This window comes from Shewanella sp. DW31 (genome assembly GCF_015767295.1).
In the GTDB taxonomy this organism is placed as follows: domain Bacteria; phylum Pseudomonadota; class Gammaproteobacteria; order Enterobacterales; family Shewanellaceae; genus Shewanella; species Shewanella oncorhynchi.
In genome coordinates this window covers 80,669-94,691 of sequence record NZ_JADWMP020000001.1, presented here as the reverse complement: position 1 = coordinate 94,691, position 14,023 = coordinate 80,669, and the positions used below count along the sequence as shown (strand labels likewise).

At 49.8% G+C, this 14,023-nt stretch carries 10 protein-coding genes and 1 riboswitch; of the genes, 9 read left to right on the top strand and 1 reads right to left on the bottom strand.

Annotation, left to right across the window (positions count from 1 at the left end):
• Window positions 1-290: 290 nt before the first annotated feature.
• The gene (gene metH / locus GWI56_RS00410; RefSeq protein ID WP_198571822.1) at window positions 291-4,025 is read right to left on the bottom strand and encodes a methionine synthase; all 3,735 of its coding nucleotides are present in this window, start codon (window positions 4,023-4,025) and stop codon (window positions 291-293) included.
• Window positions 4,026-4,295: 270 nt separating this feature from the next.
• On the opposite strand from metH, the gene GWI56_RS00405 reads away from it, so the two are divergent.
• From GWI56_RS00405 to GWI56_RS00365, 9 genes are all read left to right on the top strand, one after another.
• The gene (locus GWI56_RS00405; protein WP_198571821.1) at window positions 4,296-5,021 is read left to right on the top strand and encodes a histidine phosphatase family protein; all 726 of its coding nucleotides are present in this window, start codon (window positions 4,296-4,298) and stop codon (window positions 5,019-5,021) included.
• Window positions 5,022-5,241: 220 nt separating this feature from the next.
• Window positions 5,242-5,418: riboswitch (cobalamin riboswitch) on the top strand.
• A 99-nt stretch (window positions 5,419-5,517) separates the two neighbouring features.
• Entirely contained in the window at window positions 5,518-6,399 is an 882-nt protein-coding gene (locus GWI56_RS00400; RefSeq protein ID WP_198571820.1) for an ABC transporter ATP-binding protein, read from the top strand.
• Entirely contained in the window at window positions 6,396-7,526 is a 1,131-nt protein-coding gene (locus GWI56_RS00395; RefSeq protein WP_198571819.1) for an iron ABC transporter permease, read from the top strand. The genes GWI56_RS00400 and GWI56_RS00395 overlap by 4 nt, the downstream gene beginning before the upstream one ends.
• A 208-nt stretch (window positions 7,527-7,734) precedes the next feature.
• Complete coding sequence (gene cobT, locus GWI56_RS00390) at window positions 7,735-8,817, top strand: nicotinate-nucleotide--dimethylbenzimidazole phosphoribosyltransferase (protein ID WP_198571818.1); 1,083 nt, start codon at window positions 7,735-7,737, stop codon at window positions 8,815-8,817.
• Between the two features lie 105 nt (window positions 8,818-8,922).
• Complete coding sequence (locus GWI56_RS00385; protein WP_028759425.1) at window positions 8,923-9,711, top strand: adenosylcobinamide-GDP ribazoletransferase; 789 nt, start codon at window positions 8,923-8,925, stop codon at window positions 9,709-9,711.
• Complete coding sequence (gene cobU, locus GWI56_RS00380; RefSeq protein WP_198571817.1) at window positions 9,708-10,349, top strand: bifunctional adenosylcobinamide kinase/adenosylcobinamide-phosphate guanylyltransferase; 642 nt, start codon at window positions 9,708-9,710, stop codon at window positions 10,347-10,349. Before GWI56_RS00385 ends, cobU begins: the two co-directional genes overlap by 4 nt.
• Before the next feature lie 105 nt (window positions 10,350-10,454).
• Window positions 10,455-12,104 carry a cobyric acid synthase gene (locus GWI56_RS00375; RefSeq protein WP_198571816.1) on the top strand — a complete coding sequence of 550 codons (1,650 nt, stop codon included), beginning with the start codon at window positions 10,455-10,457 and terminating at the stop codon, window positions 12,102-12,104.
• A gap of 44 nt (window positions 12,105-12,148) precedes the next feature.
• Complete coding sequence (gene cobO, locus GWI56_RS00370) at window positions 12,149-12,772, top strand: cob(I)yrinic acid a,c-diamide adenosyltransferase (protein ID WP_198571815.1); 624 nt, start codon at window positions 12,149-12,151, stop codon at window positions 12,770-12,772.
• 214 nt (window positions 12,773-12,986) lie between these two features.
• Window positions 12,987-14,021: a DUF2235 domain-containing protein gene (locus tag GWI56_RS00365; RefSeq protein WP_198571814.1), complete on the top strand. Its 1,035-nt coding sequence runs from the start codon at window positions 12,987-12,989 to the stop codon at window positions 14,019-14,021.
• Window positions 14,022-14,023: the final 2 nt, after the last annotated feature.

The following is a 14,023-nucleotide window of genomic DNA, read 5'->3' as shown; positions in this document are numbered from 1 at the left end:
CAGGACGTCTGCGTAGCTTTCGGGGGGAAGGGACGCCCCATCGGAAGCGTTAGCGATTTTCGAATAAGCACGAAGCCACTAATCAATGCATGTAACTTCGCTAGGGTCGTCTTGGAGCATCCAAGGAGGATAGGACGAGCAGTCCTCCTTGGTCGGGTGTGGGGTGAAGCCCCACGACTTTGATTTTAATTTTCTAAAGTAAAAAATTAGGGGCGATAACTCGCCCCTTAACTTTGCCCATTTATAAAGTTGCCTAAATTCAGTTTGGGCAAATTACTGAGTAAACATGATTACTCGGGATCATAGTCAAGTACTGGCGCCAGCCACTTCTCCGTTTCGGCAATGCTCATCCCTTTACGCTTCGCATAATCTTCCACTTGATCGCGGCCGATGTTACTCACGCCAAAGTAGCGGGATTTCGGGTGGGCGAAATACCAGCCCGATACTGCCGCTGTGGGGAACATGGCGTAGCTTTCGGTGATGTTCAAGTCGATAGTCTCATCGGGCTTGAGCAAGTCCCATAACAAGCCTTTTTCTGTGTGGTCTGGGCAAGCTGGGTAGCCCGGTGCGGGGCGTATGCCTTTGTATTTCTCGCGGATTAAGGCTTCGTTGCTTAACTGCTCATCGGCGGCATAACCCCAAAACTCTTTACGTACCCGTTCGTGCATCCGCTCAGCAAAGGCTTCGGCTAAACGGTCGGCTAAGCATTTGAGCATGATGGCGTTGTAGTCGTCGTGGTTGGCTTCAAAACGTGCCACATGTTCGTCTATGCCATGGCCTGTGGTCACCGCAAAGCCGCCCATGTAATCGGCGACGCCTGAGTCTTTTGGCGCGACAAAATCGGATAGGCAGAAGTTGTCATTACCGACACGCTCAAGCTGCATCCGCAGGTGATGTGTGGTCATTTCGACTGTGGTGCGCGATTCATCTGTGTAGAGCTCAATGTCGTCGTAATTGACGGTATTGGCTGGGAATAAGCCGATAACCGCTTTCGCCGTGAGCCACTTTTCTTCGATGATTTGTTTGAGCATGGCCTGACCATCGGCGAACAGCTTTTGCGCCTCGACGCCGACGACTTTATCGCTAAGGATTTCAGGGTAATGGCCGTGCAATTCCCACGAGCGGAAAAACGGTGTCCAGTCGATACGTTCGACTAAATCTTCTAACGGATAATTATCAAATACTTGGCGACCGAGCACGTTTGGCGTGAACGGGGTGTAGTTGGCCCAATCGTGTTGGCAGCGGTTTTCACGGGCCGCTTCGAGTGACACTATCTCTTTGCGCTTGGCTTGGGATAAACGCTTAGTGCGCATGTCGTCGTATTCGGCATAGGTTTCGTCTATGGTCGCTTGGCGGGTCTCGTTGTTGATGAGCTTACTCACCATAGGCACGGCGCGGGACGCATCGGCGATATAAATGGTGCCATGGGGATAATGGGGGGCAATCTTCACCGCTGTGTGGATTTTAGAGCAAGTGGCGCCGCCGATAATCGCCGGAATGGTTAAGCCTTCGCGGTGGAAGGTTTTCACGTTATGCACCATCTCGTCCAGACTCGGAGTGATGAGGCCCGACATGCCGATGATATCGATATTGTGTTCTTTCACGGCGTCGAGAATTCGCTCCACCGACACCATCACGCCTAAATCGAATACCTCAAAACCGTTACAGGCGAGCACCACGCCGACGATATTTTTACCTATATCGTGCACGTCACCTTTTACCGTCACCATCAAAATCTTGCCGTTCGATTGGCCTTCGACCTTTTCCAGCTCGATATAGGGGTTTAAGTAAGCCACGGCTTTTTTCATCACCCGCGCCGATTTCACCACCTGCGGCAGGAACATTTTGCCCGAGCCGAACAAGTCGCCGACCACGTTCATGCCGTCCATCAAGGCGCCTTCAATCACATCCAGCGGACGTTTCGCTTCTTGGCGAGCGGCTTCGGTATCTTCATCAATAAATTCGGTAATGCCTTTGACGAGCGCATGGGATAAGCGTTGGCTCACCGGCCAGCTGCGCCATTCTAAATCTTCTTTTTTACCCACCTGCGCGCCATCACCGCGGAATTTCTCTGCAATTTCAAGTAACTGCTCGGTATTGCTTGAGCCTTCAACTGGGCAGGGCAAGTTAAGCACTACGTTTTCGACGCGCACTTTAAGCTCAGGATCGATATCGTCGTAAATGGCTAACTGGCCCGCGTTGACAATGCCCATATCCATGCCGACTTTGATGGCGTGGTACAGGAAAACGGCGTGGATCGCCTCGCGCACTGGGTTGTTACCGCGGAACGAGAACGACACGTTCGACACGCCGCCCGAAATCATTGCATAGGGCAGGGTCGCTTTAATCGCTTTTATGGCATCAATAAAATCGACGGCATAGTTGTCGTGTTCATCGATACCCGTGGCGATGGCGAAAATGTTCGGGTCGAAGATGATGTCTTCGGGCGGAAAACCGACCTTGTCGACCAGCACGCGGTAGGCGCGGGTACAAATTTCGATTTTACGCGCCTTAGTATCGGCCTGACCTTGCTCATCGAACGCCATAATAATGGCCGCCGCGCCGTAGCGTTTCACCAGTGTTGCTTGCTCGATAAACTTGGCTTCGCCTTCTTTAAGGGAAATCGAGTTAACTATGCCCTTGCCTTGAATACATTTGAGGCCAGCTTCGATCACTTCCCACTTAGAGGAGTCGATCATAATAGGTACGCGGCTGATGTCGGGCTCAGAGGCTATCAAGTTTAAAAACTTGTGCATGATCTCTGCGCCATCGAGCATGCCTTCGTCCATGTTGATGTCGATGATTTGCGCGCCGCTTTCGACCTGCTCGCGGGCCACATCGAGCGCTTGCTCAAACTTGCCTTCTTTGATTAATTTTAAAAACTTGGCCGAACCTGTAACGTTGGTGCGCTCACCCACGTTAACGAACAGGGATTGGGCGTCGATAGTCAGTGGTTCCAAACCGGCTAAGCGGCAAGCGACGGGAATATCTGGCAAAATACGCGGGTCATGGCGGCTCACCGCTTCGCGGATCACGCGGATATGTTCAGGCGTACTACCACAACAACCACCGATAATATTGAGCATGCCTTCGCGCGCCCAATCTTCGATCACATTCGCCATGTCTTCTGGGGTTTCATCGTAACCGCCAAACTCGTTCGGCAGGCCTGCATTCGGATGCGCCGACACATAACATTCGGCTATACGGGATAATTCTTCGACGTACGGGCGCAATTCTTTTGGCCCAAGTGCACAGTTAAGACCGATAGATAAGGGCTTGATATGGCGAAGGGAATTGTAAAAGGCTTCGGTCGTTTGGCCTGTCAGTGTGCGGCCAGAGGCATCGGTAATGGTGCCCGAAATCATGATCGGCAATCTGTCTTTAGAATGCTGACCAAATAAGTCATCGAATACGGATTCAATCGCAAACAGCGCGGCTTTGGCGTTTAAGGTATCGAATATGGTCTCGACCATAATGATATCCGCGCCGCCTTCAATCAGCGCCTTAGTGGATTCTTTGTAAGCAGTCACTAACTCATCGAAGCTGACGTTGCGATAGCCTGGGTCGTTCACATCAGGGCTAATCGAACACGTACGGTTAGTGGGGCCTAACACACCGGCGACATAGCGTGGAATGCCTGTGGCAGCAAAGGCTTCATCACAGGCTTCACGGGCGAGTCGCGCGCCGGCTAAGTTAATTTCGGCGGACAGCGACTGCATGTCGTAGTCGGCCATGGCGATGGTGGTGGCGTTAAAGGTGTTGGTTTCAATGATGTCGGCACCGGCGTTTAAGTAGTCGGTGTGAATTTGTTTGATGATGTGGGGTTGCGATAAGACCAAGAGGTCGTTGTTACCTTTGACATCCGTATGCCAATCTTTAAAGCGTTCGCCGCGATAGTCCTCTTCTTCCAGCTTGTAGCCTTGGATCATAGTGCCCATGGCACCGTCTAAGATCAGAATGCGCTCTGCAAGCTGTTTGCGAATGTCTGCTAATATTTGGCTGGCTTTGGTTGAGGGTATCGTCATAAATAATTACCTTAAATACAGCTAAGTTAAGTCCAAAAATCGGCCATTGTTATGCTAAGTGCATTTTATTGTCGTCAGCCGACATTTTTTTGAATACTTGCTCTTAAAAATTTGTTTTGGACATTTAAACGTATAGACGTCCATAATACGCGACTTATGATTGTCAGGGCAAGATGAAAGTCAAAGGCATTAGGAGCGAGAATCGAGAATCTAGAATTTAGGCCCTCGGCTTGAGTTTCTAGCATCTAGTCCCTAACTAAAAAGGCATATATGAAACAAGTTCGATTGTTATTGTTACGCCACGGTGAGTGTGAAGGCGGCGCGATCTTGCGGGGTCGTGTGGATGTGCCTTTAAGCAAAAAGGGTTGGCAACAAATGTCGGCAGCAGTTGAGTCACAGGCCAGCGTGTGTAGCGCGATTTATAGCTCGACTTCACGCCGCTGCGCCGATTTTGCCCACGCTTTTGCCGCCGAGCTGCATTCGACGGCGGCACTGATATCTGAGTCAAGGCCATTGCAGGCGCAGTGTTTGTCGGGTTTACAGGAAATTGATTTTGGTGATTGGGACGGTTGTCGGCTCGATGAACTGTATCAACAAGAGGGCGAACACTTAGCGGCGTATTGGCAAAACCCTTGGCAAACTCCGCCGCCTAATGGTGAAACTATGGCAAGTTTTGAGTCGCGGGTGAATGGGACGATTGACCAGATACTCGCCGCCGAGTTTGAACGATTGACCCTTGACTCACATAAAATGGGTAATGAAAACAGTGCCATTAATGAAACCACTGACAATATGCCAGCCACTCAAGTGTGGGTCGTGACCCACGGCGGGGTGATCCGTCACTTAATGGCGCGTGCCTTAGGGGTTGAACGGGCGGTGGGGTTTTATAGTCAACTCGATTTAACCGTGGCGGCCGTGGTGAGCATTAATGTGCTGCAAGATGAACAGGGTGCCTGCTATTGGCGTTTAGATTGGCCGAGTGGGCGCAGGTGTTGAGGCCTTATTTCACGACCTAGGAGTTATGATGTAGGCGTGATCGTTTGGCGAGAATAAGCTGACATGAAAATATTCTGATTTAAACAGCATTGCCTAATGGGATAGATGTAGGATAATGCTTTTCCCTGACGTTTGAACGAGATAGCGTATTACATGCGCAATGAGTGATAACGTCGCAGAAATAGGTGTTGGGAATAGACTCTCTTTGTTCGAATCGCTCCGTTGTTTTAATTCAAGTGGCGTTGTTAACAAAGAGCATATCAACCCAAACATAATAGGGAATCGGGGAGCTGCTCGTCAGTCAGCCCGAACTGTGCCCGCAACTGTGAGTAGTGAAAAAGATCTCGAATCTTCTTCCCTACGAGTCAGGAGACCTGCCTATTTCTGTTATCGCTGCGTGCAGCCTTAGTTCTCGAGCGGGTGACTCGAGGGAGCAGATGACAATATGCACAACCTTTTTTTATACAGGTTTGGACTCGATAGGAGCGCCGCTTAGGTGAAACTTTCCGCAATCCAAACTAACAGCCCCGTGAATGACAGTGACACTAACCCGTCATTGAGCCCGTCAGTCGCGCTCAATGTGAGCCAGTTGAGCTGGTGTATCGATGGCAAAACCATTCTTTCCAATATTAACTTCACGCTGCCAACGGGGCAGATGCTGGGGCTGATTGGCCCTAACGGTGCGGGCAAGTCCAGTTTACTGCGCTGTTTGTATCGGTTTGTTCGCCCAACTCAGGGCAACATTACTCTTTTTGATCAAGATATTGAGCGCTTGTCGCCCAAGGCGTTTGCCTGTCGCGTTGCCGTAGTGCAGCAGGATACACCGCACTATTTTGACCTCACCACAGAGCAATTGGTCAGCATGGGCTTAACGCCCCACAAGGGCATGTTCGATACCAATTCGAGCTGTGATACTGAGCGTATTGCTAAGGCTTTAGAGAAAGTTGGCTTGAGCCATAAGATGCACCAACAATATGAGCACTTATCCGGCGGTGAAAAGCAACGCGCCTTGATTGCCCGCGCCATAGTGCAGCAGCCACAGCTTTTAATCCTTGATGAGCCAACGAATCACCTCGATGTGCGCTATCAAATTCAAATCCTCGAATTGGTGCGTAGTCTTGGGATTAGCGTGATTGCCTCTATTCATGATCTTAATTTAGCCAGTGCCCTGTGCGACAGTTTGTTGTTGATCCATAACGGGGAAATCAGCGCTATGGGGACGCCAACCGAAGTATTAACCGAGGCGCGAATTGGCGATGTGTTTGGCGTGTGTGCTCAGGTATCGCCCCATCCACAACATAAAAAGCCCTTAATCAGCTATTTTTATGGTTACCACCATGTAGATCATGGCCTGAACGAGCGAGGCGAGGGTGGATGACTCAGGGGAGTAAACAATATTTCATCTCATATTTGGGGCGTATCGTGACACCGTTGACGAGACAACAACTGATGCTGCTCGTATTAGGTATCATCACTTTGATAACGCCTATTGCCGCGACGAGTTTTGGTGCGGCGAACATCAGTTTTACGGATGTTATTCAAGTATTTATCAATAAGGAGACGAACCTCACTCAAGCCAATGGCATGACTGAGCGCATTGTGATGGAGCTCAGGCTACCGCGCATTTTACTGGCTTTTGTGGCGGGTGCGGGTTTGTCTCTGGCGGGCAGTGTGTTGCAAACCGTGACTCGCAATCCGCTCGCCGATCCCTATTTGTTTGGTATTAGCTCTGGCGCGTCCTTTGGCGCTGTGGTGATGTTGACCTTATTCACTGGCTCTGGATTTTTTGATAATGCAGGCATGGCGGCACATTCTGGGCTTTTTAGCGGTTCGGGCGCCTTGTCTGGTTTGCTTTGGTTTAGCTTGCCCTTGGGCGCTTTTATTGGCGCCAGTTTGTCGGTGCTAATAGTGCTGGCTTTGTCTGGGCTTGGGCTCAATAGCCAAGTGGAGCGCATGCTGCTCTCTGGTGTGGCGACCTCCTTTATGTTCGGCGCATTAACGAGTCTGCTGCTGTATTTCGCCAGTCCGCAGGCGACAGCCTCTGTGCTGTTTTGGAGTTTAGGCAGTTTTGCAAAGGCCAGTTGGTCCTTGTTAGTACTGCCGACACTAGTGATTGGTGCGAGTTTATTCATTATTTTAGGCATGAAACGGCAGATCATGGCGTTGCAGGCGGGGGATGAAACGGCGCATACCTTAGGGGTGAATGTGCCTAAGCTGCGGCTCAATATGTTGCTGCTCTGCTCCTTGATTACCGCTATTTTGGTGGCTACCTGCGGCGGTATCGGTTTTGTCGGGTTAATGATCCCCCACACAGTACGCATGCTGTTCCCCGGTCGTCAGCCGATTTTATTAACGGCGTTGGTGGGCGGATTATTTATGGTGTGGATTGATGTATTAGCGCGCTGTTTATTGGGTAATCAAGAGTTGCCTGTGGGCATTATCACGGCCGCCATAGGTAGCATGTTCTTTTTGCTGATTTTGCGTAAGCGTAGAGTCATGCCGTAAATACAAGGTCATGCCGTAGGCACCTATTCAGGACGTAAACCCAGAGTTAAGTCGTCATCCTAGAGTCATGTCGTAAGTGCAGACTGACGGGATAATCAGTATTTCTGTTGATATCCCACCCGCGATTGGAAATGCACAATTGGACATGTTCGTCATAAACGCGGGATGCGTTGTGGTTATTTAATGTAGATTACAAAGTGGAGTGTGGATGTCTCAGTCAGCCGTGTCTTTTCAAATATGCCCTGTGAGTAAAGCGCAGGATCTGTTGATTCTGCAGAAAATTGATCTTAAGACTAAGCCGCCCGGTGCCTTAGGTCAGCTCGAATCCTTAGCCTTGCAGATTGCCCGCGTGCAAGCGACTGATTTGCAACAAACGGAGCAGCCACAAACGGATGTCCTCAAAATAGTCCATCCAACCATGTTAGTGTTTGCGGGGGATCATGGCATTGCCGCAGAAGGTGTGTCGATTGCCCCTAGCGAAGTGACTCACCAAATGGTGCAAAACTTTGCCCATGGCGGCGCGGCGATTAACGTTTTTTGTCGGCAGGTGGGCTTTAAGCTCGAAGTGGTCGATTGTGGTATTTTAACGCCAGTTGAAGGGGTTGAAGGTATTATCGATCAACGTCTTGGCGCTGGAACGGGTGCAATCCATTTAGAGCCCGCGATGACGTTGGAAACCGTCGATAAAGGCTTTGCTATGGCGCGCGATTTGATTGAACGTCACCATCAAGCGGGTTGTAACTTAGTCGCCTTTGGCGAAATGGGCATAGGCAATACCTCCTCTGCTGCGGCCATTATGGCGGCGATCATGCAGCTGGATGTGATTGATTGTGTCGGCCGTGGTACGGGCATTAATAGCGAAACCTTAGAACGTAAATTGATGCTGATTGAGCTCGCGTTATTGCTGCATCAAAGCGCCTTAACTGGGCCTAAGTCAGTGTTAGCTTGCCTAGGAGGCTTTGAAATTGTGCAGATGACGGGGGCTATGTTAGCTGCCGCTGAACGTAAAATGCTGGTGGTCGTGGACGGTTTTATCGCGACAGCGGCGGCATTAGTCGCGGTGCAAATCGCCCCCAATGTGCGTGATTATTTGATTTTTGCCCATCAATCCGATGAGCAAGGTCATCTGCGAATGTTAGAATTTTTGCAGGCTAAACCTTTATTATCCCTAGGGCTGAGATTAGGCGAAGGTACGGGGGCGGCCTTGGCATTGCCGCTTATTCAAGCCTCAGTAAATTTTTACAATCAAATGGCGAGTTTTAGTGATGCGGGGATTGAGGCTGTTGTATGATGTGCTCTGCTAAGTCGCTTATTTTACTTATTTAAAATAATAGCCTTTAGCCAACCGTTTTAATTTTAAACCTTGCAGCAAGTGTGAATTCACTAAGGATGCTTTATGTCAGAACGCGAAAGCTGGCACAAAGAGATAGATTTATTTTTAGTTGCCATGGGCTATTTTACCCGCATTCCTATGCCTAAGTGGGTCGAAGTCGATAGCGATAAGTTGAATAAGGCCAGCCGTTATTTCGGTCTCGTCGGTCTTCTGGTCGGCTTGTTAAGCGCCATAGTGTTTTGGCTGACGCAGAACTGGCTCCCCGCCGGCGTTTCTGTTCTTTTAGCTATGTTGGTTGGCGTCTTGCTCACGGGCGGATTCCATGAGGATGGCCTCGCCGATACCTTCGACGGTTTTGGCGGGGGTTGGACGGCTGAAGACAAGCTGCGGATCATGAAAGACTCGCGCCTTGGCAGTTATGGCGCACTGGCGCTGATGTTGGCCCTGCTGCTGAAATGGCAGTTGCTAGTCGAGTTGGCCCTGTACGATCCTGTCGTTGCGGGTTCAGCACTTATCGTCGCGCACACAGTGAGCCGTGTGGTATCAGCCAGTATCATTTTTAGCGAAAAGTATGTCCGCGATGACGAGACCAGTAAGTCTAAGCCGCTATCGCAACATCAAGGCATTAATGAGCTGCTTATCCTGATCGCCAGCGGCGTATTAGTGCTGTTATTCCTCAAGGGGTTAGCGGCATTGTCATTGCTATTGGTGATGATAGGACTGCGCCGTTTGATCATAGTGATCTTTAGACGCCAGATTGGCGGTTACACGGGTGATACCTTAGGCGCGGCGCAGCAAATATCTGAAATCGTGTGTTATTTTGTATTGCTCGTTGTGGGTAACATACTGTGATCCACCTCGTCCTAGGCGGCGCCCGTAGCGGTAAGAGTCGCTACGGCGAAGCCTTAGTGCGTCAGTACACTGCGCTCGGCTTTGATGCCTGCTATGTGGCGACGGCGCAGGCGCTAGATGATGAAATGGCGACACGTATCGCCAAGCATCAAGCGGGACGATCGGACGATGGTATCGAATGGCAATTGTTTGAAGAGTCGCTCGCCCTCACTGCACTGTTAAAACAGTTAGCAAAACCTGGGCGAGTGATTTTAGTAGACTGTTTAACTCTTTGGTTAACTAATCAATTACTTGCATCGAACGTTAACATCGATGATGAACCCGCGCCGACTGAGTGGAATGCGACTGACTTTGCCACTTCCACCTTTGCCGTTTCAACCTCTGCCACTTCAACCTCTGACGATAAAGCTCATGCGAGTTGGCAGGCCGAGAAAACCGCTTTTGTGGATTCCCTCGTCGAGCTTGAGGGAGTGGTGATTTTGATCAGTAACGAAGTCGGTTCTGGCATAGTGCCCTTAGGTGAGTTGAGCCGGCAATTTGTCGATGAAGCGGGCTGGCTAAACCAAGCCGTAGCCGCATTGGCTGACAATGTCACCTTAGTGGTCGCTGGTTTACCCTTAGCATTGAAACCACTTTAGACTTTGGGCTCAGTCCACGTTTTAAGCTTAAGTTGCATACTTAAGTGATTTTTAGACTGAGCTGTTATGTTAATGACTGCAAACTAGAATAAGCCTTTTAAACCTATGTCCTCTCCAAACACAGACAACACAGCCTGTGCTAATGCACTCGATACCGCTGACACACCTGTAGTTAATACGCCCGCAATTAATACGCCAGCAATTAATACGCTTGCGGTTAATTCACCTCGGCGCGCGGCAGTCTTGATGGTGCAGGGCACAACATCGGATGCGGGCAAGAGCACATTAGTCGCAGGCATTTGTCGTTTGCTCGCTCGTCAGGGGATTAAGGTTGCGCCTTTTAAACCGCAAAATATGGCGCTCAATAGCGCTGTCACTATTGATGGCGGCGAGATTGGCCGCGCACAGGCCTTACAAGCCGTGGCCTGTTATCTTGAACCCCATACCGATTTTAATCCCATACTGCTTAAACCAAGCTCGGACACGGGCGCGCAAATTATCGTTCATGGCAAAGCCCTGACAACACTCGAAGCCTCGGCCTTTTTTGGGCCTAAATCTAAGGATTACAAGGCAATGGCGCTTGGCGCTGTGCTGGAGTCCTTCGAACGATTGACGGCCCAGTATCAAACCATAGTGGTTGAAGGCGCGGGCAGTCCGGCGGAGATCAATCTGCGCGAGGGCGATATTGCCAACATGGGATTTGCCGAAGCCGTTGATTGCCCTGTGATTATCATTGCCGATATCGACAAGGGCGGCGTATTTGCACATTTGGTCGGGACCTTGGCCTTGTTATCAGAATCCGAACAAGCGCGGGTAAAGGGCTTTGTGATCAACCGTTTTCGCGGTGATATTAGCCTGTTGCAATCAGGGCTCGATTGGCTTGAAACTTATACTCAAAAGCCTGTTTTAGGTGTGTTGCCTTATCTGCATGATTTACATCTTGATGCTGAAGATGCGCTGGTTGATTCGCCCACTAAGCAGGCGAAGAGTCGTTTTAAGGTGCGGGTACTCGTATATCCGCGAACCAGTAATCATACGGATTTTGATCCGCTGCGGCTGCATCCCGATATCGATTTTGACTATGTGTCATTGCAAACCCAAGCTGCGAGTCACGCCACTCATTTGCCCGCCGCCGATGTATTGATCTTGCCCGGCAGTAAGAATGTGCGCGCCGATTTGGCCTTTTTACGCCAGCAAGGCTGGGATAAAGATATTGCCACTCACTTGCGTTACGGAGGCAAAGTGCTTGGTATTTGCGGCGGTTACCAAATGTTAGGTCAAAGCATTGCCGATCCCTTAGGTATTGAAGACAGTGCGGGTGATACCGCAGGACTTGGCTACCTGCCGCTGAGCACAGAACTCAAAGCCGAAAAACAGTTACGGCGAGTGAGCGGTGAGCTAACGTTACTTGGGCAAAAGGTTGCAGTGAAGGGCTATGAAATCCACTGCGGTGAATCAAGCTATCTTATCCCTAGGCTTGAACAAACGAATGCGCCCTTGCAGTTAATCCCTGAATCCACATCTGTGAGCTTTGCCGATGGCCTGCAAAGCGATGACGGGCAAATCTTAGGTACTTATTTACATGGGCTGTTTGATAGCCCAGATGCGTGTCAGTTGATTTTGCGCTGGGCAGGATTAAACGATGCTAAGGCGATAGATATCAATCAAATACGTGAGCAGCAACTCGATCGTTTAGCCGATGTGTTAGCCGAGCATTTAGACATGCAAAAATTACAGCCAATTTTAGAAGCATAAGTTTTAGAAGCAGACATTTTTAGCAGCAGAGTGAAGAGAAGACCATGACAGCACAGAACGACAACGAACAAGCGCAAATCAAGGCCGAACGCCACAAGGCTCGCCAACAGAAAGTGAAAGCCGGTGTGGATGCTAAAATTGCCGCCGCCCAAGAGGAGAAGGGGATTCTGCTGGTGTTAACCGGTAACGGTAAAGGCAAATCGACCTCTGGTTTTGGCACAGTGGCCCGCGCCGTCGGTCACGGTAAAAAAGCCGCGGTAGTGCAATTTATCAAAGGCACTTGGGAGTGCGGTGAGCGTAACTTACTTGAAGGTGCAGGGGTTGAGTTTCATGTAATGGGCACAGGTTTTACCTGGGAAACCCAAGATAAAGAAAAAGATACCGCCGCCGCTGTACTCGCTTGGGAAGCCGCCGAAAAGCTGCTGCAAGATGAGAGCATAGATTGCGTGATGCTCGATGAACTCACCTACATGGTGAGCTATCACTATTTAGATGTGGAACGTGTGCTTAGCGCACTTAAAAATCGTCCACCCATGCAGCATGTGATCATCACGGGTCGGGCCTGTCATCGCGCCATTATTGAACTTGCCGATACTGTCAGCGAAGTGCAGCCGTTGAAACACGCCTTCGAAGCGGGTATCAAGGCACAGCAAGGTTTTGATTACTAATCGAACCTTAAATGTCGGCGTATAAGTGACGCAGCATTGTTGGTTGCAATGTTAAGTAAGACGCGCGAATGGCTTTAGCACAGGCATAAAATGCGCTAAGTTTGAGGATTAGTAACTGCCTATTAGTGACTAGCAACTAGCGACAATTTGCTGTTAGCGACTATGGGTTAGCCTCTAGCCGTTCAGTGTTCAAAGCGTTCTCAAGGATGATCCTATGAATAAGCGTATCGTGATTTGTGCCGATGGGACTTGGAATCGACCCGAGAAAGATCTTAAGGTCGATTTCCCCACCAATGTGCTGCGCCTCGCGCGGGCGATCAGCCCATTGGCCAGTGACGGCAAACCCCAGCAAGTGTTTTACGATTGGGGTGTGGGTTCCTATTACGATGAAGCCATGGGCGGCGCAACAGGGCGCGGTTTACATAAAAACATCATGGATGGGTATCGCTATATAGTGCAAAACTATTCCCCCGGCGATGAGATTTATCTCTTTGGTTTTAGCCGTGGTGCTTACACTGTGCGTTGCTTGTGTGGTTTGATTAATAACTGCGGCATACTTAAACGCCCCGATGCGGCGTTGATTCAACAAGCTTTCGACCACTATAAAAAAAGCAGTGCGCCCTTTGCGCCTGATGGTGAAAAATCCCTCGAATTTAGAGCGAGATACAGTCATGAATCTCGGGAAATCAAGTTTGTTGGTGTGTGGGATACCGTGGGTGCTATGGGGATCCCTATTTCATTTTTAGGCTTGTTCGAAGATAAAGACGAGTTTTACGACACTAAAATTGGCCGCAATGTGCGCGTTGCCCGCCATGCCTTAGCCATAGATGAACATCGCAGTGATTTTGAGCCGACTATTTGGCAACTGCGTGACAATATGGACATGCAGCAAGTGTGGTTTGTGGGCGCCCATAGCAATATTGGCGGCAGTTATAAACCCGATAAAGACGGTTCATTGTTGTCGGATATTGCACTGTTGTGGATGATATCCGAGGCGCAGAAATTTAATTTAAGCTTAGAGCCACACTTAGCCGCGAGTGTGCATCCAAATCCGCTCGCGACCTTACATGACTCGAGACGCAGTTTTTATCGGATAAAACAGGAATATTTGCGACCACTCGACCCTGAGCAAGTCCCAGTACTTTTGCATCATTCGGTGAAGGCCCGCTGGGATCAAGATCCTCAGTATCGCCCCAAGAATCTACAAACTTATATCGAACACTATGGCTGGCCAGAGCAGCTAGTTTAACT

Coding starts and splice junctions, on each gene's coding strand:
- GWI56_RS00365 (WP_198571814.1), top strand. CDS start 12,987: ATGAATAAGCGTATCGTGATTTGTGCCGATGGGACTTGGAATCGACCC.
- GWI56_RS00405 (WP_198571821.1), top strand. CDS start 4,296: ATGAAACAAGTTCGATTGTTATTGTTACGCCACGGTGAGTGTGAAGGC.
- GWI56_RS00375 (WP_198571816.1), top strand. CDS start 10,455: ATGTCCTCTCCAAACACAGACAACACAGCCTGTGCTAATGCACTCGAT.
- metH (WP_198571822.1), bottom strand. CDS start 4,025: ATGACGATACCCTCAACCAAAGCCAGCCAAATATTAGCAGACATTCGC.
- GWI56_RS00385 (WP_028759425.1), top strand. CDS start 8,923: ATGTCAGAACGCGAAAGCTGGCACAAAGAGATAGATTTATTTTTAGTT.
- cobO (WP_198571815.1), top strand. CDS start 12,149: ATGACAGCACAGAACGACAACGAACAAGCGCAAATCAAGGCCGAACGC.
- cobT (WP_198571818.1), top strand. CDS start 7,735: ATGTCTCAGTCAGCCGTGTCTTTTCAAATATGCCCTGTGAGTAAAGCG.
- GWI56_RS00395 (WP_198571819.1), top strand. CDS start 6,396: ATGACTCAGGGGAGTAAACAATATTTCATCTCATATTTGGGGCGTATC.